We start from the raw sequence: 20,724 nt of genomic DNA, 5'->3' as shown, positions 1-20,724 counted from the left end.
AGCACTCAGGTCCCCAGTTCCTCCAGCGCCGGGAAGATCGCCTCCGACCACGTCGGGAACGCCCGCACGTGGTGCCGCAGCAGCTCCACGTCCAGCCGCGCCCGGACCGCCAGCGCCAGCTCGGCCCCCCAGGAGTCCGCGTCGGGGCCCACGCAGGCCGCGCCGACGAGGACCCCCGCCTCGTCGGCGAACAGCTCCACCGCGCCCGTCACGTCCCGCCGCCGGGACAGCCCGACGAGCGTGGCCCGCTCGACGTCCCCGACCTCGAACCGGGCCGAGCGCGCACCGGACGTCGCGCCCACGCAGAACACCGTCGGGTCGGTGTAGACGGCGCGGGGGACCGCGGAGTAGTCCGCGTCCCGGCCCCGGCCGAGCAGCTCGGCGACGACGGTGCGGGCCTGGTGGTTGGCGGTGTGGGTGTAGGGGGAGATCCCGGTGACGTCGCCCACGGCGTACAGCCCGTCGACGACCCGGCACCGGGCGTCGGTCCGCAGCGCCCCGGCGTCGGTCAGCCACCCGTCGGCCAGGCCGAGGCCGTCGGTGACCGGCCGGCGCCCGGTCGCCAGCAGCAGCCGGTCGAAGGGCAGCTCCACCCCCGACTCCAGCCGCAGCCGCTGCCCGTCGACGACCTCGGCGGCCGGGTCCCCGGTGTGCACGGCCACCCCGTCGCCGGCCAGCGCGGCGCCCACGACGTCACCCACCCACGGCGGTTCCCCCGACAGCAGGTGCGGTCCGCGCTGGACGAGCGCGACCTCGCTGCCCAGCCCCCGGAAGGCCTGGGCCAGCTCCACCGCCACCGGGCCGCCGCCCAGCACCACCAGCCGCCGCGGCAGGTCCGGGCAGGCCAGCGCGTCCTCCGACGTCCACGTCGGCGCCCCGTCCAGGCCGGGCAGCGGCGGCCGGACCGGTGAGCTGCCCGTGGCCACCACGACCGCCCCGGCCTCCACCACCTGGTCGTCGAGCTCGACCCGGCCCGGGCCGACGCGACGGGCCGAGCCCCGCACGACCTCCACGCCGTCCCCGGTCAGCTCCGCGGCCGCCGCGGAGTCGTCGCGGTGGGAGGAGGCCTCGTCGCGCACCGCCCGCGCCGCGACCCACGACAGGCCCGCGCGCGCCGACAGCAGCAGCGACTTCGCGGGGACGCAGGCCAGGTAGGGGCAGTACCCGCCGACCAGGCCCCGCTCCACGAGGGTCACGCGGCGACCGGCGCGGGCCAGCTCCTGGGCGACCATCTTCCCGCCCGAACCCGAACCCACGACGCAGACGTCGGTCGAAGTGATCACCTCGTGATGGTTCCCGAAGGATTGACCCCTCGCGCGCCGAAGGGGGGAGGCACCCGGGCCCGGCGGGTGCTGAGATGGGCCTGTGGACGAACCTGCGGCACTGGAGTGCCTCGACGTGGGGAAGCGGTTCGGGGCCGTGCAGGCCCTCGACGGGTTGACGGTGTCGATGACCGCGCCCGCGACCGGCCTGCTGGGCGCGAACGGGGCGGGCAAGTCGACGCTGATGCGCACCGCGCTCGGGCTCACCGCCCCCGACCGCGGGACCCTGCGCATCCTGGGCCTGGACACCGTGAGGGACCGTGCGGAGGTGCGGCGCCGGGTGGGGTTCATGCCCGAGCACCCGTGCCTGCCGAACGACATGTCCGCCCAGGACGTGTGCGTGTCGCTGGCCCGCCTGCGCGGCCTCGGCCGGCGCGACGCGGTGCGCCGCACCAGCGAGGTGCTGTTCGCGGTGGGCCTGGAGGAGGAACGGCGCCGGCCCGTGGGGACGTACTCCCTGGGCATGCAGCAGCGGACGAAACTGGCCCAGGCCCTCGTCCACGGGCCGGACCTGGTGCTGCTCGACGAACCCACCTCCGGGCTCGACCCGGCGGGCCGGGAGGAGATGCTGACCATCGTCCGGCGGTTGTCGACGGAACTGCGGATCCGCGTCGTGGCCAGTTCCCACGTCCTCGACGACATCGAGCGGACCTGCGACGAGGTCGTCGTCCTGCGTTCGGGGACGCTCGCGGCCCAGCGGCCCGTCACCGTCGGACACGACCCCTCCGGCCCGGCCGAGCTGCGGGTCAGCGGCGACGTCGGCGCCTTCGCCGCCGCGCTGGGGCCGCGCGTGGAACCCCTCGGGGTGCGGCTCGCGCCGACCCCGGCCGGTGACATCGGGATGAGTTCGAGCCCGGACGCCGCGCTGGACGCCGTGCGCGACCTGGCCGCCGAGCGGGGCGTCGGCGTCGAACGGCTCGTCCCCGCCGCGCGCGGGCTCGAGGACGTCGTCGTCGACGCGATGGCCGGGGGGACGCGGTGAACCCGGTGGGACCGGTGGGCGGGGCGCCCCGGGCGGTGCTGCACGACATCCGCTACTCGCGGTTCGCGGGGGCCCTGCGACCGCGGCGGTCGGCCGTGGCCAGTTTCGTGGCCAGCGGCATCCGCCGGCCGCTGGGCCTGCGGCGCAGCGCGAGCGCGAAGATCTGGCCGTTCCTGCTGCTGGGCGTGGCGTACCTGCCGGCGCTCGCGGTGGTCGCGGTGCCGCTGCTGGTGCCCGCGGTCAGCGTGCAGCCCACGGACCTCATCAGCTACGCGCAGCTGCTGGGCACGAACTCCGTCGTGCTGCTGGCGTTCGTCGCCACCTCCGTCCCCTCGATGCTCACCCGGGACCGGCGCGACCGCGTGCTGTCCCTGTACTTCGCGACGGCGCTGTCGTGGTTCGAGTACGTCGCCGGGGTGTTCCTGGCGGCCCTGGCCCTGCTGGCGATCATCGTGCTGGGGCCGTTGCTGGTGCTGTTCGTCGGGTCCATCGCGACGGCCGACGCCCCGTGGACGTGGTTCACCGACCACCTGGGCGACCTGCCGGGGATCGTCGGCGGCGCCGGGGTCGTGGTGCTGTTCCACGCGAGCCTGGCACTGGCGATCGGGTCGCTGACCGCCAAGCGCGTGTTCGCGGTGGGCGGCTACCTGGCCGTCGTGCTCGTCGGGCCGGCGCTGACGGGGGCCGTCGCGCTGGTCACCCGCGAGGACTGGCCGCTGGCGCTGGACCCCGCCAGCGGGCCCGTCCGGCTCGCCGCGTACCTGGCCGGGGAGGACCTGGCGAACCCCGGCTCGCTGGCGTGGGTGGTCTGGGTGCTCGTCGTCGTCGGGGGGCTGGCCGTCCTGGGCGGCCGCTACGCCAGGGGGAGCGACGCGTGAGCGCCATCGAGCTGGAGAACGTCAGCAAGTGGTTCGCCGACACCGTCGCGCTGTCCGACGTCAGCGTCCACGTCGACGCCGGGGTGACGGGCCTGCTGGGGCACAACGGGGCGGGGAAGTCGACGGCGCTGCAGCTGCTGGCCGGGGCGACCCGCCCCAGCCAGGGCACCGTCCGCGTCCTGGGCAGGGACCCGCACCAGGACCCGGCGGTCAACGCGGGCCTGGGGGTCGTCGCCGACGGCGAGGCCACCTGGGCGCACGCCACCGCCCGCACGCAGGTGGAGTTCCTGGCGCGGCAGCGGCGCGTGCGGGACCACCGCGCGGCGACGGCGGCCGTCCTGGAACGGGTGGGGCTCACCCACGCCGCGGACCGGCGCGTGGGGGGTTTCTCCAAGGGCATGCGGCAGCGGGTCAAGCTCGCCCAGGCCCTCGTGCACGACCCGCAGGTGCTGCTGCTGGACGAACCGCTCAACGGCCTGGACCCGGCGCAGCGGCGAGCGGACCTGGACCTGCTCGCGGCGCTGGGGGCCGAGGGCCGCACGGTCCTGGTGAGCTCCCACGTGCTGTCGGAGGTCGAGCGGATGGCCGCCCGCGTCCTGGTCGTCGTCAACGGCCGGCTGGTCGCCGAGGGGGAACCGGCGGGGATCCGGGAACTGCTCGTCGACCGTCCCCGCACGGTGCGGCTGGAGGGCGAGCGCGTCCTGGACCTGGCGGGCCGGCTCCTGGCCGAGGGGCTGGTGGAGTCGGTGCGGCGCGAGGGCGCGGGCCGCCCGGGCGTGCTCGTGGAGGCGCCGCGGGCCGTGGCGCTGGCCGAGGCGGTGCCGCGGCTGGCCCGCGAGGCGGGGGCGACCCTGCGGCGGGTCGAGGGCGTGGGGGAGGACCTGGAGAGCGTGTTCGCGCACCTGGTGCGCGCGGCGAGGGGAGCGGGACGATGAGCACGACGCTGTACGGGTTCTCGCTGCGGGGCATCCTCCTGCGGGGGCGGACGGCGGGTTTCGCGGTCCTGCCCGTGGTCGTGGCGGTCGTGGTGCTGGTCGTCATCGGCATCACCAGCGTCCCCAACCGCTACGGCGTGCAGAACACCTTCACGGGCAACCTGCTGACGGGCCTGGTGGTGCCGATCGTGGCGCTGGTGCTGGCGATCGGGGCGTTCGGCGACGAGCGCGACGCCCGGACCCTGCCGCTGCTGCGGGCCATCGCCCGTCCCCGCTGGCACACCGTCCTCGCGCGGTTCGCGGCGGCGTGGACGGCGACCGTCGTGGTGTCGCTGCCGGCCGTCGTCGCGTGCGCGGTGCTGGGGATCTCGGTGAACCAGCCGGCCGGGCGGGTCGTCGGCGGGGTGCTGCTGGCGACGGTCCTCACGTCGGGGGCGTACTGCGGGTTCTTCCTGCTGCTGTCGCTGCTGACCCGCCGGGGGTTGCTGGCGGGGCTGGCGTACCTGGTGCTGTGGGAGACGTTCCTCGCCGGGCTGGCCCCGGCCCTGCGCGGGTTGTCGATCGGCTCCTACGGGCGCCGGGTGGCCTCCGTGGCCATCCCCGGTGACGTGCCGCTGGGGACGGTGTCGTCGCTGGGGGTCACGGGCGCGTCGCTGGTCCTGGCCGGGATCACCGTGGTCGCCGTGGTCCTGTCGGCCGTGCGCCTGCAGCGCATGGACGTGTGAGCCCGGACCGGTCACCGCAGGGGCCCGGCCACCGCGGGACCTCGCGGTGGCCGGGCCCGGCCCGCGGGGTCAGAGGTCGCGCGCGGCGCCCTCGGCGGGCAGGGCGGACAGGAACCGCGGGGCGGTGAGGCCCTGCTCGGCGAACGCGGCCGAGACGGCCTCGGCGACGGCGCCGACCCGGTCGGCGGCCACGAGCGCGATGGCCGACCCGCCGAAACCCCCGCCCGTCATGCGCGCCCCGAGGGCCCCGTGCGCGCGGGCGACGTCGACGGTCAGGTCGAGCTCGCGGCAGGACACCTCGTAGTCGTCGCGCAGGGAGTCGTGGGAGGCGTTCAGCAGGTCCCCGATCTCCCCGGCCCGGCCGGCCCGCAGGAGGTCGGCGGTCCGGCGGACCCGGTCGATCTCGGTGACGGCGTGCCGCACGCGGCGGCGCAGCACGTCCCCGTCGAGCCGGTCCAGGGCCTCCTGGAGCCGGGCCGGGTCGACCGCGCGCAGGTTCGGCACCCCGAGGTCCCGCGCCGCGCGCTCGACGTCGGCGCGGCGCGCGCCGTACTCCCCGCCGGCGTGGGAGTGCGCGGCGCGGGTGTCGACGACCAGCAGCGCCAGCCCGGCCCCGGCGAGGTCGAGGGCGACCTGGGTGACGGTGTCGTCGTCGGTGTCGAGCAGGATCGCGCCGCCCTCGTGGCAGCGCAGCGACGCGGCCTGGTCCATGCCGCCGGTGGCGGCGCCCGCGACGGCGTTCTCGGCGAGCTGGCAGGCGGCGGCGAGCGCGGCCCGGCCGGTGTCGTCCAGCGGGGCCCCGGCCAGTTCCCCGAGGGCGACGGCGACGGCGCACTCCAGGGCCGCCGAGGACGACAGGCCCGAGCCGTAGGGGACGTGGCCGTCGACGAGGGCGTCGAAACCGCCGGTCAGGACGGGGTGGTCGAACCCCTTGCGGCGCATGGCCCACGGGACCCCGGCGACGTAGGCGGCCCACCCGGTGGGGGAGCCCTCGCCGACGTCGGCCAGGTCCAGGCGCACCTCGCCGTCCTCCTGCAGGGACCGGACCCGCACGGCGCCGTCGGTGCGGGGGCGCAGCGCGACGAACGTGCGGTGCGGCAGCGCCAGCGGCAGGCACAGCCCGCCGGTGTAGTCGACGTGCTCGCCGATGAGGTTGACCCGCCCGGGGGCGGACCAGACGCCCGCGGGGTCGGTCCCGTGGGCGTCGCGGAACCCCCGGGCCAGGGCGGTCGCGGTCGCGGGACGGTCGGGGGCGTCGAAGAACTCGGTGCTCACTGGGAAACCTCGCGGAGTCGGGCCGCCACCTTCTCGGGCGTCGTGTCGTTGATCCAGGCCGCCATGGCCGATTCGGAGCCGGCGAGGAACTTCACCTTGCCGGGGCCGCGCTGCACGCTGAACACCTGCAGGTGCAGCCGGAACTCCTCGCGCCCCTCGTGGGCGGGGGCCTGGAACCAGCCGGCGATGTAGGGCATCGGGTGGTCGTCGGGGTAGTACCGGTCGAGCCGGCCGAGCAGGTCCAGGTAGGCGCCCACGAGGTCGGCGCGCTCGGCGTCGGTGAGCGCCGCCAGGTCCGGGACGTCGCGGTGGGGGGCGAGGTGGACCTCGACGGGCCAGCGCGCGGCGGCGGGGACGTAGGCGGTGAAGTGCTCGGTGGAGAGCACGACGCGGTCCCCGGCGCGCCGTTCGGCGTCCAGGACGTCGCGGAACAGGTTGCGGCCCGTGGCCTCGCGGTGCTCGCGGGCCCGGCGCAGCATGGTCGCGGTCCTGGGGGTCACGAAGGGGTAGCCGTAGATCTGCCCGTGCGGGTGGGGGAGGGTGACGCCGATCTCCTCGCCGCGGTTCTCGAAGACGAAGACCTGCTCCACGCCCTCGGTCGCGTTGAGCGCCTCGGTGCGGTCGATCCACGCCTCGAGCACCGTCCGCGCGCGGTGCGGGGTCAGGGTCGCGAACGAGCCGCGGGTGTCGGAGGTGAAGCACACGACCTCGCAGCGCCCGGCGGCCGGGCGCGTGGGCCACAGCTCCTCGCCGTCGAGGAACCCGGCCTGCCCGCCGATGCGGTTCGAGAACGAGGGGAACCGGTTCTCGAACGCGACGACGTCGTAGCTGGAGTCGGCGATCTCGGTGGGGAAGCCGCCGGGGACGGTGGGGGCCAGCGGGTCCTGGTCCGGCGGCGGCATGAGGGTGCGGTCGTTGCGGTGGGAGGCCATGGCGATCCAGTCGCCGGTCAGGGGGTCGAACCGCACCTGGGAACCGCCGCGCAGGGTCTCGTCGGCGGGCGGCAGCGGCCGGTGGTCGACGGCGGAGCGGACGCGCTCGCCCGACAACCACGGTTCGGTGTCGTCGAAGTGGATCAGTTCCCGGCCGTCGGCCATGGCGACCGTCGTCTTGCGGAACGGGTGGGTCATCGGGGTTCCTCCAGGGGGGCGGCGATCACGAGCTCGCCGACGTGGTCGGCCAGGGCGGGGCGGTCGGCGGGGTCGAGGGCCCCGTCGGTGACGAGGACGTCGACGGCGTCGAGGTCGGCGAAGGAGGCGAGCCCGACGACGCCGTGCTTGGAGGCGTCGGCGACGACGACGACGCGGGCGGCGCAGTCCATGAGGGCGCGGTTGGTGTCGGCCTCGAGCAGGTTGGGGGTGGTGAGACCGGCGCGGACGTCGAGGCCGTGCACGCCGAGGAAGAGGACGTCGACGTGCAGCGCGCGCAGCGAGGCGCGGGCGACGGGGCCCACGAGGGCGTCCGAGGGGGTGCGGACGCCGCCGGAGAGCACGACCGTCCGGCCGGCGTCGTGCAGGACGTCGGCGACGCGGGGGGAGTTGGTGACGGCGGTGAGGTCGGTGACGGCGCGCAGCTCGGCGGCCAGGGCGACGGTCGTCGTCCCGGCCGACAGCGCGACGGAGGCGCCGGGTTCGGCGAAGCGGGCGGCGGCCCGGGCGATGGCCCGCTTGGCGTCGGTGCGCAGGGTCGACTTGGCGGCGAAGCCGGGTTCCTCGCTGGAGCGGCCCAGGGCGGCGGCGCCGCCGTGGACGCGGGCGACGAGCCCCTGCCGGGACAGCTCGCCGATGTCGCGGCGGACGGTCATCTCCGAGACGCCGAGCCGGTCGACGAGGTCGGCCACGCGCACACCGCCGTGCGCGCGGACCGCGTCGAGGATCAGCTCCTGCCGCTGATGGGCCAGCACCGGACGAGGATGCCCCGCCCCGCGCCCGAAGTCAACCAGGGTCGAACAGGACCGAACACAACCGCACAGGAACCTGGAGAGGGGCGACCCGGCGGCGGCTGGCAGGATGGAGGGCATGTCGGCTGAGGCAGCGCACACGGTCACCCAGGTCACCACCGCGTCGGGTCGCCCCCGCCTGCTGTCGGGCATGCAGCCCACGTCGGGCTCGCTGCACCTGGGCAACTACCTCGGCGCGCTGAAGCAGTGGGTCGCCCTGCAGGACACCCACGAGGCCCTGTACTGCGTCGTCGACCTGCACGCCCTGACGGTCGCCCCCGACCCCGCCGAGCTGCGCGAGCGCACCCGCTGGACCGCCGCGCAGTACGTCGCCGCGGGCATCGACCCCGAGCGCTCGGCGCTGTTCGTCCAGAGCCACGTCCCCGCCCACGCCCAGCTCGCCTGGGTCCTGTCCTGCCTCACCGGCTTCGGCGAGGCCGGCCGCATGACGCAGTTCAAGGACAAGTCCGCCAAGCAGGGCAGCGACTCCACCACCGTCGGCCTGTTCACCTACCCCGTCCTCATGGCGGCCGACATCCTGCTCTACCAGGCCGCCGAGGTCCCCGTCGGCGAGGACCAGCGCCAGCACCTGGAGCTGACCCGCAACCTCGCCCAGCGCTTCAACTCCCGCTTCGGCGACACCTTCGTCGTGCCCGAGCCCTTCATCCCCAAGGAGACGGCGAAGATCTACGACCTGCAGGACCCCACGGCCAAGATGAGCAAGTCCTCCTCCTCGCCCAACGGCATCGTCGACGTCATGGACGACCCGAAGGTCACCGCCAAGAAGATCCGCTCGGCCGTCACCGACACCGGCCGCGAGGTGCTCTACGACCCCGTGGAGAAGGCTGGGGTCTCCAACCTCCTGTCCATCCACTCCGCGCTGTCCGGGCGCACGATCGCCGAGCTGGAGGCCGACTTCGCCGGCCGCGGCTACGGGGACCTGAAGAAGGAGCTCGCCGAGGTCGTCACCGACGCCCTGGGCCCGGTCCGCGCCCGCGCCACCGAGCTCATGGCCGACCCCGGCGCCCTCGACGAGCTGCTGGCCGCCGGCGCCGACCGCGCCAACGAGATCGCCGAGCGCACGCTGGCCACGGTGTACGACAAGGTCGGCCTCGTCGGCCGCGCTGGTGGACGGGGCCGGTGACGTCAGGACGGGTCCAGGTCATCGGGGTCTCCATCCCGGTGCCCGAACCGCACGCCTCGGAGCTGACGGCCTGGCGCGGCGAGTTCGGCGACCCCCTCGCGCACGCCATCCCCCCGCACATCACCCTCCTGCCGCCCTTCGAGCTGGCCGACGCCGACCTCGACGCCGCCCGCGACCACCTCGCGGCCACGGCCGCGACGGGGACGCCGTTCGACGTGCACCTGCGCGGCACGGCGACCTTCCGCCCCGTCTCGCCCGTCGTCTTCATCCAGCTCGCCCGCGGCATCTCCGAGTGCGAGCTCCTGCAGGCCGCCATCCGCACCGGCCCGCTCGCGGCGGAGATCAACTTCCCGTTCCACCCCCACGTCACCGTCGCCCACGACGTCGACGAGGAGTCGCTGGACCGCGCCGAACTCGTGTTGCGCGACTGGGAGGCGACCTTCACCGTGAAGGGGTTCAGCCTCTACGAGCACGGCGCCGACGGCGTCTGGCGGCCACGGGAGGACTTCACCTTCCTGCAGTGAGGGGTGTGGCCCGACGTGAGCGGCGCCATCGACCAGGCCAAGAGCGCCGTGGGAACCGTCCAGCGCACGCTGCCGGCGCGGGCGTGGAAGAAGTACGGCGACGCGCGCGGCAACGTCCTGGCCGGCGGCGTCGCCTACTTCGCCTTCTTCTCGATCTTCCCCGCGCTCGCGGTCGCACTGACCCTGACCGGCTTCGTCATGCAGGGCACCCCCGAGCTGCGGGACTGGGTCGTGCGCAACCTCGTCGCGGGCCTCAACGACTACGTGCCCGGCCTCGTCCACGAGGGGTCCAGCCCCGCCGGGGGCGGCGGCAACGGCATCTACATCGACGACTACCTCAACTCCACGACGCTCACGTGGACGCTGCTGGTGTCCGTGGCCACCGGGCTGTTCACCGGCATCGGCTGGGTCGACGGCATGCGCCAGGGCGTGCGGGCGGTCTTCGGGGAGGACTCCGGCGGCGGCAACTTCGCCGTCGTCAAGCTGCGCGACCTCGGCGGCATGGCCATCATCGGCTCCGGGGTGCTGCTGTCCGTCGTCTCGGTCGTGGCGACCAACGCGGCGGGGGAGTTCCTGCTGGACGCCATGGGCTTCGAGCCCTCCACCTGGTCGCGCTGGCTGCTGGCCGCGCTCGGCTTCGCGGTCTCGTTCGTCATCGACACCCTGACCTTCCTGGCCGTCTTCCGCTTCCTGCCCGGGGCCGACGTGCCCCTGCGGGACCTGCTGCAGGGCGCCGTCCTGGGCGGCATCGGCATCGGCGTCCTCAAGCAGTTCGGCACGACCATCGCCAGCCGCAGCGCCGACGGCGGGGCCTTCGTCGGCTCGGCCGTCACCCTGGTGGTGCTGCTGGTCCTCATGAACCTCATCGGCCGCCTCGTGCTGCTGGCCGCGGCCCTGGCCGCCGTCCGGGCCGAGGACAACGGCTCCCTGCACCCCGACCTCATGGCCCAGGCCCGGCTCGCCGTGCCGCTGGGGCCGGAGGTGCCGGACGACCTGCGCCCCGGCGCGCCGCGGCGCCGCGTCCCGTTCCTGTCCGGGGTCGTCCTGGGCGTCGTCGGGGCGAGCGCGCTGAAGCTGGTGCGCCGCAGCGGCCGCTGACGAGGCGGCCGCGCCGGCCGCCGGTCCCGGGGTGGGAGGATCGCCCCGTGGTCCTGTCGAAGCCCGTCAGCTGGTTCCTCGTCCTGTTCGGCGTCTGGAGCTGGTTCATCTGGCCCAACTTCCTGCGCAACATCTGGGGCGACCCGCGCTCGTTCGACGACGGCGCCCAGCCGTTCCTCCTCGTCCACCTCGTGCTCGTCGTCGTGAGCCTGGTGCTGGGGACGGCGATCGCCGTCATCGGCGTCCGCGGGCTGCGCGGTCTGCGAGGATCGGCCCGCCGCCCCGGCGGCCACTGACCGACGGACGACCAGCGGGAGACACCGTGCCGAGCCCGAGCGCGCCGACCCTGAACTCCGTCGCGGCGCGCGCGGGGGTGTCCCGGGCCACGGCCGGGCGCGTCCTGGCCGGGTACGGCCGGGTCAGCGACGCGGCGCGGGAGGCGGTGCTGCGGGCCGCCGCGGAGCTGGCCTACGTGCCCAACCAGGCGGCGCGCTCGCTGGTGACCCGCCGCACCGGGTCGGTGGCGCTGGTCGTCGTCGAGCCGGTCGAGCGGTTCTTCGCCGACTCCTACTTCCCGCTGGTCCTCAGCGGGGCTCAGGCCCGGCTCGCCGAGCGGGAGGTCCAGCTCGTCCTGGTGGTGCTCTCGACCGAGCGCGAGCGCGAGCGCTTCGAGCGCTACGCCCGCGGCGGGCACGTCGACGGGGCGATCCTGGTCTCGGTGCACGGGCCGGACCCGCTGCCGCAGCACCTGCAGGACGCCGGCATCCCGGTGGTGCTGTCCGGGCGCCCCTACGACGAGGGCAGCACGGTGCCGTTCGTCTCGGCCGACAACGTCGGCGGGGCGCGCACCGCGACCCGCCACCTGCTCGAGCGCGGCTGCCGGCGGGTCGTCACCGTGGCCGGGCCGATGGACATGCGCGTGGGGCAGGAGCGGCTGGCGGGCTTCCGCACCGAGCTGCGGGCCCAGCACCGCCGCTTCAGCGCGGGGCTGGCCGAGGTGGGCGACTTCACGGCCGACGGCGGCCGGGCCGCGACGCGGGTGCTGCTGGAGCGCTGGCCGGACCTGGACGGGGTGTTCGCGGCCAACGACCTCATGGCCGCGGGAGCGCTGCAGGCGCTGGCGGCGGCCGGGCGGGCCGTGCCCGGGCAGGTGCGCGTCGTCGGCTTCGACGACGCCCCGCTGGCCGCGGCCGCGACGCCGCCGCTGACGACGGTGCGCCAGCCGGTGGTGGAGATGGGGCGGGAGCTGGCGGGCCTGCTGCTGGCCCTGGTCGACGGGGCGCCCGGGGTGGCCGACGTCGTGGTCCCGACCCAGCTCGTCGAACGCGCCACGTCCTGAGGCGCCGGTCCTGAGGTGCCGGTCCTGAGGCGTTGACACGGGGAACCCTCCGGGTCGATGCTGTGGGCATCCCTTGAGAGCGCTCTCACGGAGACAGCCCCATCGTGAGAGCGCTCTCACGGACCCCTGATCACCGTCGATCCGCCGCTCCGGCGAGGCCCGAGGAGTTCTCCCATGACCACTGCACGGCCCACCACGCGCAGCAAGGCCCTCGCGGCCGCCGCGACCACCCTCGTCGGCGCGCTGCTCATCACCTCCTGCAGCACCGCCTCCTCCGGCGCGAGCGACGCCAGCGCCTCCGACGGCAAGACCAACCTGACGGTCAGCCTCTTCGGGACCTTCGGCTACGAGGAGGCCGGTCTGTTCGACGAGTACGAGAAGCAGAACCCCGACGTCACCATCCAGTACGAGTCGACGCAGGGGGAGAACAACTACTGGCCGGCGCTGCAGACCAAGCTGGCCTCGGGCAACGGGGCCGCCGACGTGCAGGGCATCGAGGTCGGCCGCATCGCCGACGTCGTGGCCAACCAGGGCGACAAGTGGACCGACCTCAAGGGCACCCCCGCCGGTGACCAGGTCGCCAACTACCCCGAGTGGAAGTCGGCCGCCGCCACCACCGAGGACGGGAAGGTGCTGGCCCTGGGCACCGACATCGGCCCCATGGGGCTGTGCTACCGCAGCGACCTGCTCGGGCAGGCGGGTTTGCCCACCGACCCGGCGCAGCTGGCCGCCCGGCTGGGCAGCTGGGACGACTACCTCGCCCTGGGCCGGGAGTTCAAGGCCAAGGCGCCCGCGGGCACCGCCTGGATGGACTCCGCCGGCGGGTTCTACAACGCCATCGTGTCCACCGAGGAGGAGATCTACTACGACTCCTCCGGCGAGCTCGTGTGGGACAGCAACCCGGCCGTGAAGAAGGCGTTCGACACCGCCGCGACCGCGGCCGCCGAGAACCTCACGGCCAAGCTGGAGCAGTTCGAGGACCCCGCCTGGGACAAGGGTTTCGGTGGCGGCGCGTTCGCCACGATCGCCTGCCCGGCCTGGATGGTCGGCTACATCAAGGGCAAGGCCGGTGACGCCGGCGCGGGCAAGTGGAACCTCACCTCCCTGCCCGGCGGGGCCGGCGGGAACTGGGGCGGCTCGTACCTGGGCATCCCCAAGTCCAGCAAGAACACCGAGGAGGCCGCCAAGCTCGTGAAGTGGCTGACCGACCCCGAGCAGCAGGCCAAGGTCTTCGGCGTCGGCGGGAACTTCCCGTCCAACACGGGGGCGTTCGACCTCGTCTCCGGCGCCACCGACGAGTACTTCCAGGGCGCCCCCATCGGGAAGGTGTTCTCCGCCGCCGCCGAGGCCGCCCCCACACAGATCCTCGGTGAGGAGGACGCCGTCGTGAAGTCCTCCCTCGTGCAGTCCCTGCTGTCGGTCGAGACCAACGGCGTGAGCCCCGCCGACGCCTGGCAGGCCGCCTCGAAGGACCTCGCCAACCAGATCGGCTGAGGCCGAACCCCGGGGCGGGCGCCGCGCGCGGCGCCCGCCCCGGACCACCCCGCCGACCTCGCGAGGAGACCCGCGTGAGCACACCGAGCACGACCGCGCCCCCGGCCCCCGCCGGTCCCCGCGCGACCCCCGGACCCCGCCCGAGCCTGCGGTCGCGGCTGTTCCGCCTGGAGGGCGTCACCGCCCCCTACGCCTACGTCGCCCCGTTCTTCCTGCTGTTCCTCGCCTTCGGGCTCTTCCCCCTCGTCTACACGATGTGGATCAGCTTCCACCGCTACGAGCTGGGGTCGGACCCGGAGTGGACGGGCTGGGACAACTACACCTGGCTGTTCACCAACCCGAAGTTCTACAACGCGCTGCTCAAGACGATCACCATCGGCATCCTGTCCACCGTGCCGCAGCTGCTGCTGGCCCTGGGCCTGGCGCACCTGCTGAACTACCGGATGCGGGCGCGCAACGTGTTCCGCGTCTCGATGATCATGCCGTACGCGACCTCGGTGGCCGCCTCCACGCTGGTGTTCGCGCAGATCTTCGGCCGCGACGGCGGGCTGGCGAACTGGCTGCTGTCCCTCGTCGGGCTCGACGGGCTGGACTGGCGCAACGGCGACCTCAGCGCCCAGATCGCGATCGCGGTCATCGTCACGTGGCGCTGGACCGGCTACAACGCCCTCATCTACCTGGCCGGCATGCAGTCCATCTCCACCGACCTGTACGAGGCCGCCGCGCTGGACGGGGCGAACCGCTGGCAGCAGTTCGTGCACGTCACCCTGCCGGGCCTGCGCCCGACGATCCTGTTCACCGTCGTCGTCTCCACGATCGGTGCGACGCAGCTGTTCGGCGAGCCGCTGCTGTTCGGCGGGGTCGACGGGGGAGCGCTGAACCAGTACCAGACGCTGGGGCTGTTCATGTACCAGCAGGGGTGGGCGTTCGGCGCCCTGGGCCGGGCCGCCACCATCGCCTGGGTGACGTTCCTGCTCATCGTCGTCCTGGTCCTGCTCAACACCGCCCTCGCCCGCTGGCGGGACCGCGACACCGAAGGAGCCCGCCGATGAGCGCCACCACCGTCCGCGAGGCCGCCCTGGCCGCGCCGCCGCCCCCCGGTGGCCGGCGCCGGCGCTACCGCGCCCCCGACGCCGCGGGACCGGTGACGTACGTGCTGCTCGTCGTCACGGCGTTCCTGTTCATCGTGCCCTTCTACTACATGGTCGTGGCCGCCAGCCGGCCCATGGCGGAGATGAACACCTCGCCGCCGCCGTTCCTGCCCGGCCCCTACCTGTGGCAGAACATCACGACGGCGCTGGACCAGCAGGCCATCGGGCTGTCCATCGTGAACTCCCTCATCGTCTCCGGGATCACGACGGCCGGGACCCTGCTGTTCTGCACCCTCGCCGGGTTCGCCTTCGCCAAGCTCCGGTTCCGCGGCAAGAAGGCCCTGTTCGCCATCACCATCGGCACCCTCATGATCCCGCCGTCCCTCGGCGTGGTGCCCCTGTACAAGCTGATGTCGGACTGGGGCCTGGCCGGCCGCCTGGAGTCGGTGATCCTGCCGACCCTGGTCAGCGCGTTCGGCGTGTTCTTCATGCGGCAGTACCTCGTCCAGACCCTGCCGGACGAACTGCTGGAGGCCGCCAAGGTCGACGGGGCGTCCTCGACGCGCACCGTCGTCAGCATCGTCCTGCCCATCGCCCGCCCGGGCATGGCCGTGCTGGGCATGCTCACCTTCATGACGAGCTGGAACGACTTCTTCTGGCCCGTCATCACGCTGAACTCCACGACGCCGACGGTCCAGGTGGCGCTGAACAACCTGGGCAGCGGCTACGTCCCGGACACCTCGATCATCATGGCCGGCACCCTCGTCGGCACCCTGCCCGTCATCGTCGTGTTCCTGCTCCTGGGCCGGCAGATCGTCAGCGGCATCATCGCCGGCGCGGTCAAGGGCTGACCGTCCCACCCCTTCCCGAGAGGACCCCGTGACCACCACCGAAGACAACCCCACCGCCGTCGAGACCGCCGAGGGCACCGGGGCGCGCAGCTTCCCGCCCGGTTTCGTCTGGGGCACCGCCACGGCCGCCTACCAGGTCGAGGGAGCGGTGGCCGAGGACGGCCGCACCCCCTCCATCTGGGACACCTACAGCCACACCCCCGGCCGCGTCGCCGGCGGGGACACCGGCGACGTCGCCGACGACCACTACCACCGGTTCCGCGAGGACATCGCCCTCATGAAGCGGCTGGGGCTGGCCTCCTACCGGTTCTCCGTCGCCTGGCCGCGCATCACCCCGCAGGTGAGCGCCGACGCCCTCGGCCCGGTCAACGGGGCGGGCCTGGCGTTCTACTCGACGCTGGTGGACGAGCTGCTGGCCGCGGGCATCGAGCCGGCCGTCACGCTGTACCACTGGGACCTGCCGCAGGCCCTGGAGGACGCGGGGGGCTGGACGTCGCGCCGGACCGCCGAGCGGTTCGCCGAGTACGCCGAGGTCGTCGCCGCGGCCCTGGGGGACCGGGTGCGGACGTTCATCACCCTCAACGAGCCGTGGTGCTCGGCGTACCTGGGCTACGCCTCCGGCGTGCACGCCCCGGGCCGCACCGAACCGGCCGCGGCGCTGGCCGCGGTGCACCACCTCAACCTGGCCCACGGGCTGGGGGCGGCGGCGGTCCGCCGGGCCGCGCCCGGCGCGCGCGTCGCCCTCACCCTGAACCTGGCGTGGGTGCGCACCGAGGGTTCGCGCAAGGCCGACGCCGACGCGGTGCGCCGCGTCGACGGGCTGCAGAACCGGGTGTTCCTCGACCCGGTCCTGCACGGGAGCTACCCGGCCGACGTGCTGGCCGACACCGCCGCCGCGACCGACTGGTCCTTCGTGCACGAGGGCGACCTGGCGCTCATCCACCAGCCGCTGGACGTGCTGGGGGTGAACTACTACAGCCCGACCGTGGTGCGCGCCTGGGACGGGGCGGCCCCGCGGGCCGAGGCCGACGGGCACGGGAACAGCGCGCACAGCCCCTGGGTGGCCTGCGAGGACGTCGAGTTCCCCGAGCTGCCCGGCCACCGGACGGCCATGGGCTGGAGCGTGGACCCGCGCGGCATGACCGAGCTGCTGCTGCGCCTGCACCGCGAGCACCCCGGCCTGGAGCTGCTCGTCACCGAGAACGGCGCCGCCTACGACGACGTCGTCACCGCGGGGCAGGTCCACGACGTCGAGCGCACCCGCTACCTGCGCGACCACCTCGCGGCCGTGCTCGACGCCGTGGAGGCCGGGGCCCCCGTGACCGGCTACTACCTGTGGTCCTTCCTGGACAACTTCGAGTGGAGCTACGGGTTCTCCAAGCGGTTCGGCATCGTCCACGTCGACTACGCGACCCAGCAGCGCACCCTGAAGGACAGCGCCCTGTGGTACGCCACGGTCGTGGCGGCCAACGCGGTGCCGGCGGCGCTCAGAGGGTGACGGTGGAGCCGACCGGGACGATCTCCAGCGGCGTCCCGGTCAGCTGCTCGGTGAACTGCGACGTGCTCTGCTGACCGGGCTCGGAGAGCATGAGGTCGTGGATGGCGATGGCCCGCTGCGGCTTCACGGCGCGCAGGAAGTCGACGCCCTCGCTGAGCTTGGCCCACGGCCCGCTCGTGGGCACCAGCAGCGTCCGCACCTCCACGCCGGGCACCTCGTAGGCGTCGCCGGGGTGGAAGACCGTGCCGTCGACGAGGAACGCGACGTTCTCCACCGGCGGCAGGTCGGGGTGGATGGGGGCGTGCTGCCCGCCGAAGACGGTGACGGTGAAACCCGCCGCGTCGAACTCGTCGCCGGCGCCGACGTGGCGGACGCCCTCGACGGCGTCGGCCACGGAGCCGGGGCCGAAGACGGGCAGGTCGGGGCGCCGGGCCAGCTCGGCCCGCAGGGCGTCGGCGTCGACGTGGTCGGGGTGGTCGTGGGTGAACAGCACGGCGTCGGCGGCGGCCAGGAGGTCCGGCGTGTTCGGCGTGTAGGCGCCCGGGTCGATCAGCAGCGAGGAACCGCCCTCGGTGAGGACGACCGTGGCGTGGGTGTGCTTGGTGAGCTCCATGCCGAAACCCTACAGTCGAAACTGTTCAGTTGTCACTGAAGGTTTGCGGTAGCCTCGTCCCATGGACACCCGGGACCTCGCCCACGACCTGCGCCTGGTGTTCGGCGCGCTCGGCCGTTCCGTCAACGAGGACAACGCCCTGCCGCCCATCCGCTCCGTCGTGCTGGGCACCCTCGACCGCGAGGGCGCCATGACGTCCTCCGACCTCGCCGCCCGCCGCCGCGTACGCCCGCAGACCATGGCCGTCACCGTCAAGGAGCTCGTCGGGCTCGGCTGGCTCACCACCACGCCCCACCCCGCCGACGGGCGCAAGGTCCTGCTCGACCTCAGCGACGAGGGGCGCGCGGTGCTCCGGGCCGACCGCGAGGGCCGCGTCCGGCGCATCGCCGACGGCCTCCGGCAGCACCTGAGGCCGGCCGACCTCGACACCCTCGCCGACGCCGTCCACGTCCTCGCCCACCTCACCGAGCGGCTCGGCGGGTCGCTCGGCGAACCGCTCCTGACCGCCTCCCGCCCCCCGCGGGGGTGACCGGCGCCGCCGGTCCGCCCTTGCGCGACCGGCCGGGCGGCGGTTGGGTGGCCCCACAGCGCCGACACCGGTGTCGGCGCCCGTGAGAGGGGTCCCCGCCATGTCGACCACCACCGCGTCCGACCTCAGCGTCAACGGCGCCACGCCCAGCGGCAACCGGGCCGTCGCCTACCTCGGCCCCGGCCGGGTCGAGGTCCAGACCATCGACTACCCGACCTTCGAGCTCAAGGACGGCCCGGGCGTGAACCCCGCCAACGTCGGCCGCAAGGTCGACCACGGCGTCATCCTGAAGCTCGTCGCGACGAACATCTGCGGCTCGGACCAGCACATGGTCCGCGGCCGCACGACCGCCCCGCCGAACCTCGTCCTCGGCCACGAGATCACCGGCGAGATCGTCGAGGTCGGCCGCGACGTGGAGTTCCTGAAGGTCGGCGACCTCGTCTCGGTGCCGTTCAACATCGCCTGCGGCCGGTGCCGGAACTGCAAGGAGCGCAAGACCGGCATCTGCGAGAACGTCAACCCCGACCGCCCCGGCTCGGCGTACGGGTACGTCGACATGGGTGGCTGGGTCGGCGGCCAGGCCGAGTACGTCCTGGTGCCCTACGCGGACTTCAACTGCCTGAGGTTCCCCGACAAGGACCAGGCCATGGAGAAGATCCTCGACCTGACGATGCTCTCGGACATCTTCCCGACGGGGTTCCACGGCGCGGTCACCGCCGGCGTCGGCGTGGGGTCGACGGTGTACGTCGCCGGGGCCGGTCCCGTGGGCCTGGCCGCCGCGGTCGGTGCGCAGCTGCTCGGGGCGGCCGTCGTGATCGTCGGCGACCTGAACGCCGACCGGCTCGCGCGCGCCCGCAGCTTCGGCTGCGAGACCGTCGACGTGTCGCAGGGCGACCCGAAGGACCAGATCGAGCAGATCCTCGGGGTCCCCGAGGTCGACGCCGGCGTCGACGCCGTCGGTTTCGAGGCCCGCGGCCACGGGGCCGGCTCGGCGACGGAGGCCCCGGCGACGGTGCTGAACTCGCTCATGCAGCTCACCAAGGCCGGTGGAGCGCTGGGCATCCCCGGCCTGTACGTCACGGGCGACCCCGGCGGGGTCGACGAGGCGGCCAAGCGCGGTTCCCTGTCGCTGGACCTGGGCACCGGGTGGGCCAAGTCGCTGTCGTTCACCACCGGCCAGTGCCCGGTCATGAAGTACCACCGCCAGCTGATGATGGCGATCCTGCACGACAAGGTGCAGATCGCGAAGGCCGTCGGCGCGACCCCGATCTCGCTGGACGAGGCCCCGGCCGCCTACGCCGAGTTCGACGCCGGCGCTCCCAAGAAGTTCGTCATCGACCCGCACGGCATGATCAAGCGCTGACAATCTGCCTAGACATCGAGGAGTGGACTGGGCAGACTGCCCATCGTTCGACGCGCTACGGTGTGACCCGCACACTGACGTGCGTCGACGATGGGAGCTGCTCGTGTCCTCGGTGTTCCTCGACTCCTCGGCCGTGGTGCCGACCCTGCGTGAGCTCGCGGTGGAGGAGCGGTCCGCGCTCGCCGCCCTGGGCTCACGGGTGACCGCCGACCCCGTGACCGAACCCGAGGCCTTCGGCCGCCAGGCCCGGCTGCTCGCCCGCGAGCTGCCGCAGGGCCTGGCCGAGACCCTGTGGGCCTTCGAGGAGCGCGGCTCCGACTCCGGCGTGCTCGTGCTGCGCGGCCTGGACGTCGGGGACCTGCCCGCCACCCCGCCGGACAACACCGGCGGCGTCGGCGCGCGCACCCTGCTCGCCCGCCAGCAGGCCGTCGTCAGCCACGCCCTCGGGCACATGGTCGGCTACGCCGCCGAGGGCCACGGGCACCTGCTGCAGGACATGGTCCCCAACGCCCGCCTCGCCGCGACCCAGCAGTCGCAGGGCTCGCGCGTGGAGCTGGAGGCCCACACCGAGCAGTGCTTCTCCGACCTGCGGCCCGACTACGTCGTCCTGGGCTGCCTGCGCGGCGACGCCGACGCCGCGACCTACGCCTTCCGCGCCCTGGACCTGCTCGCCCACGTCGACCCCACCGACGTCATGGAGCTGTTCCGGCCGCTGTGGACGACCCTGGTCGACGAGTCCTTCGCCGACTTCCTCGACACCCGCGAGGTGCGCGGTCCGTTCCCGATCCTGTCCGGCGACGTCGACGACCCGACGATGCTCGTCGACCAGGACCTCATGCACGGCATCACCAAGCACGCGCAGGCGCTGCTCGAACGCGTGCTGGAGGTCTACGTCGCCCACCGGCACGCCGTCACCCTGCAGCCCGGCGACGTCCTGCTGCTGGACAACCTGCGCGCCATGCACGGCCGGTCCCCGTTCGCGCCGCGCTTCGACGGGACCGACCGCTTCATCACCCGCGGCTTCGTCGTCCGCGACCTGCGGCGCTCCCGGTTCGCCCGCCCCGGCGGCGGCCGCGTCGTGCAGGCCAGCTTCTCCTGACCCCTCGTCGGCGCACCCGCTGACC

Annotated in this window: 21 protein-coding genes; 16 read left to right on the top strand and 5 right to left on the bottom strand. The window is 74.0% G+C overall.

Annotation, left to right across the window (positions count from 1 at the left end):
* Positions 1 to 5: 5 nt before the first annotated feature.
* The gene (locus BJ968_RS07215; protein ID WP_218884899.1) at positions 6 to 1,283 is read right to left on the bottom strand and encodes an FAD-dependent oxidoreductase; all 1,278 of its coding nucleotides are present in this window, start codon (positions 1,281 to 1,283) and stop codon (positions 6 to 8) included.
* A gap of 82 nt (positions 1,284 to 1,365) precedes the next feature.
* Between BJ968_RS07215 and BJ968_RS07210 the strand changes: the two genes are divergently transcribed.
* The 4 genes from BJ968_RS07210 to BJ968_RS07195 are packed head-to-tail and all read left to right on the top strand — an operon-like array spanning position 1,366 to position 4,842.
* A complete protein-coding gene (locus tag BJ968_RS07210; RefSeq protein ID WP_218884897.1) occupies positions 1,366 to 2,304 on the top strand; it encodes an ATP-binding cassette domain-containing protein in 939 nt (312 codons plus the stop codon).
* Positions 2,301 to 3,182, top strand: a complete 882-nt coding sequence (locus tag BJ968_RS07205) for a hypothetical protein (RefSeq protein ID WP_179750505.1) — start codon at positions 2,301 to 2,303, stop codon at positions 3,180 to 3,182. The genes BJ968_RS07210 and BJ968_RS07205 overlap by 4 nt, the downstream gene beginning before the upstream one ends.
* Complete coding sequence (locus tag BJ968_RS07200; RefSeq protein ID WP_179750503.1) at positions 3,179 to 4,117, top strand: ATP-binding cassette domain-containing protein; 939 nt, start codon at positions 3,179 to 3,181, stop codon at positions 4,115 to 4,117. The genes BJ968_RS07205 and BJ968_RS07200 overlap by 4 nt, the downstream gene beginning before the upstream one ends.
* On the top strand, positions 4,114 to 4,842 hold the full coding sequence (locus tag BJ968_RS07195; RefSeq protein WP_179750501.1) for an ABC transporter permease: 729 nt from the start codon (positions 4,114 to 4,116) through the stop codon (positions 4,840 to 4,842). The genes BJ968_RS07200 and BJ968_RS07195 overlap by 4 nt, the downstream gene beginning before the upstream one ends.
* A gap of 69 nt (positions 4,843 to 4,911) precedes the next feature.
* On the opposite strand, the gene galK is transcribed toward BJ968_RS07195, so the two are convergent.
* The 3 genes from galK to BJ968_RS07180 are packed head-to-tail and all read right to left on the bottom strand — an operon-like array spanning position 4,912 to position 8,020.
* Complete coding sequence (gene galK / locus BJ968_RS07190; protein ID WP_179750499.1) at positions 4,912 to 6,117, bottom strand: galactokinase; 1,206 nt, start codon at positions 6,115 to 6,117, stop codon at positions 4,912 to 4,914.
* A complete protein-coding gene (gene galT / locus BJ968_RS07185; protein ID WP_179750497.1) occupies positions 6,114 to 7,247 on the bottom strand; it encodes a galactose-1-phosphate uridylyltransferase in 1,134 nt (377 codons plus the stop codon). Before galT ends, galK begins: the two co-directional genes overlap by 4 nt.
* Positions 7,244 to 8,020 carry a DeoR/GlpR family DNA-binding transcription regulator gene (locus tag BJ968_RS07180; RefSeq protein WP_343077877.1) on the bottom strand — a complete coding sequence of 259 codons (777 nt, stop codon included), beginning with the start codon at positions 8,018 to 8,020 and terminating at the stop codon, positions 7,244 to 7,246. Before BJ968_RS07180 ends, galT begins: the two co-directional genes overlap by 4 nt.
* Before the next feature lie 115 nt (positions 8,021 to 8,135).
* On the opposite strand from BJ968_RS07180, the gene trpS reads away from it, so the two are divergent.
* The 9 genes from trpS (at position 8,136) to BJ968_RS07135 (ending at position 17,095) form a co-directional block, all read left to right on the top strand.
* Positions 8,136 to 9,200 (top strand): tryptophan--tRNA ligase, encoded by a 1,065-nt coding sequence (gene trpS / locus BJ968_RS07175; protein WP_179750493.1) that lies wholly within the window; start codon positions 8,136 to 8,138, stop codon positions 9,198 to 9,200.
* Positions 9,197 to 9,724, top strand: a complete 528-nt coding sequence (locus BJ968_RS07170) for a 2'-5' RNA ligase family protein (protein ID WP_179750491.1) — start codon at positions 9,197 to 9,199, stop codon at positions 9,722 to 9,724. Before trpS ends, BJ968_RS07170 begins: the two co-directional genes overlap by 4 nt.
* 15 nt (positions 9,725 to 9,739) lie before the next feature.
* A complete protein-coding gene (locus BJ968_RS07165) occupies positions 9,740 to 10,822 on the top strand; it encodes a YhjD/YihY/BrkB family envelope integrity protein (protein WP_179750489.1) in 1,083 nt (360 codons plus the stop codon).
* Positions 10,823 to 10,869: 47 nt separating this feature from the next.
* Entirely contained in the window at positions 10,870 to 11,118 is a 249-nt protein-coding gene (locus BJ968_RS07160) for an SCO4848 family membrane protein (RefSeq protein ID WP_179750487.1), read from the top strand.
* 26 nt (positions 11,119 to 11,144) lie between these two features.
* On the top strand, positions 11,145 to 12,161 hold the full coding sequence (locus BJ968_RS07155; protein ID WP_179750485.1) for a substrate-binding domain-containing protein: 1,017 nt from the start codon (positions 11,145 to 11,147) through the stop codon (positions 12,159 to 12,161).
* Between the two features lie 174 nt (positions 12,162 to 12,335).
* Positions 12,336 to 13,655, top strand: coding sequence for an ABC transporter substrate-binding protein (locus tag BJ968_RS07150; RefSeq protein ID WP_179750483.1), 1,320 nt, complete (start codon positions 12,336 to 12,338; stop codon positions 13,653 to 13,655).
* 74 nt (positions 13,656 to 13,729) lie between these two features.
* Complete coding sequence (locus BJ968_RS24235) at positions 13,730 to 14,707, top strand: carbohydrate ABC transporter permease (protein ID WP_179750480.1); 978 nt, start codon at positions 13,730 to 13,732, stop codon at positions 14,705 to 14,707.
* Positions 14,704 to 15,597 (top strand): carbohydrate ABC transporter permease, encoded by an 894-nt coding sequence (locus BJ968_RS07140; protein WP_179750478.1) that lies wholly within the window; start codon positions 14,704 to 14,706, stop codon positions 15,595 to 15,597. Before BJ968_RS24235 ends, BJ968_RS07140 begins: the two co-directional genes overlap by 4 nt.
* Before the next feature lie 28 nt (positions 15,598 to 15,625).
* A complete protein-coding gene (locus tag BJ968_RS07135; protein WP_179750476.1) occupies positions 15,626 to 17,095 on the top strand; it encodes a GH1 family beta-glucosidase in 1,470 nt (489 codons plus the stop codon).
* Here BJ968_RS07135 and BJ968_RS07130 read toward each other — a convergent pair.
* Positions 17,085 to 17,708, bottom strand: coding sequence for an MBL fold metallo-hydrolase (locus BJ968_RS07130; protein WP_179750474.1), 624 nt, complete (start codon positions 17,706 to 17,708; stop codon positions 17,085 to 17,087). The genes BJ968_RS07135 and BJ968_RS07130 overlap by 11 nt on opposite strands.
* Before the next feature lie 61 nt (positions 17,709 to 17,769).
* On the opposite strand from BJ968_RS07130, the gene BJ968_RS07125 reads away from it, so the two are divergent.
* The 3 genes from BJ968_RS07125 to BJ968_RS07115 all read left to right on the top strand — a co-directional run bounded on the left by BJ968_RS07125 (position 17,770) and on the right by BJ968_RS07115 (position 20,699).
* Positions 17,770 to 18,237 carry a MarR family winged helix-turn-helix transcriptional regulator gene (locus tag BJ968_RS07125; RefSeq protein WP_179750472.1) on the top strand — a complete coding sequence of 156 codons (468 nt, stop codon included), beginning with the start codon at positions 17,770 to 17,772 and terminating at the stop codon, positions 18,235 to 18,237.
* Positions 18,238 to 18,337: 100 nt separating this feature from the next.
* Complete coding sequence (gene fdhA, locus BJ968_RS07120) at positions 18,338 to 19,600, top strand: formaldehyde dehydrogenase, glutathione-independent (RefSeq protein WP_179750470.1); 1,263 nt, start codon at positions 18,338 to 18,340, stop codon at positions 19,598 to 19,600.
* Between the two features lie 79 nt (positions 19,601 to 19,679).
* Positions 19,680 to 20,699, top strand: coding sequence for a TauD/TfdA family dioxygenase (locus BJ968_RS07115; protein WP_343077876.1), 1,020 nt, complete (start codon positions 19,680 to 19,682; stop codon positions 20,697 to 20,699).
* The last annotated feature ends 25 nt before the right edge of the window (positions 20,700 to 20,724 follow it).

Source organism: Kineococcus aurantiacus, from assembly GCF_013409345.1.
Taxonomy (GTDB): domain Bacteria; phylum Actinomycetota; class Actinomycetes; order Actinomycetales; family Kineococcaceae; genus Kineococcus; species Kineococcus aurantiacus.
The sequence above is the reverse complement of the archived record's forward strand: the minus strand, read 5'-3'. Positions and strand labels throughout refer to the sequence as shown.

Coding starts and splice junctions, on each gene's coding strand:
- BJ968_RS07195 (WP_179750501.1), top strand. CDS start 4,114: ATGAGCACGACGCTGTACGGGTTCTCGCTGCGGGGCATCCTCCTGCGG.
- trpS (WP_179750493.1), top strand. CDS start 8,136: ATGTCGGCTGAGGCAGCGCACACGGTCACCCAGGTCACCACCGCGTCG.
- BJ968_RS07140 (WP_179750478.1), top strand. CDS start 14,704: ATGAGCGCCACCACCGTCCGCGAGGCCGCCCTGGCCGCGCCGCCGCCC.
- fdhA (WP_179750470.1), top strand. CDS start 18,338: ATGTCGACCACCACCGCGTCCGACCTCAGCGTCAACGGCGCCACGCCC.
- BJ968_RS07125 (WP_179750472.1), top strand. CDS start 17,770: ATGGACACCCGGGACCTCGCCCACGACCTGCGCCTGGTGTTCGGCGCG.
- BJ968_RS07150 (WP_179750483.1), top strand. CDS start 12,336: ATGACCACTGCACGGCCCACCACGCGCAGCAAGGCCCTCGCGGCCGCC.
- BJ968_RS07130 (WP_179750474.1), bottom strand. CDS start 17,708: ATGGAGCTCACCAAGCACACCCACGCCACGGTCGTCCTCACCGAGGGC.
- galT (WP_179750497.1), bottom strand. CDS start 7,247: ATGACCCACCCGTTCCGCAAGACGACGGTCGCCATGGCCGACGGCCGG.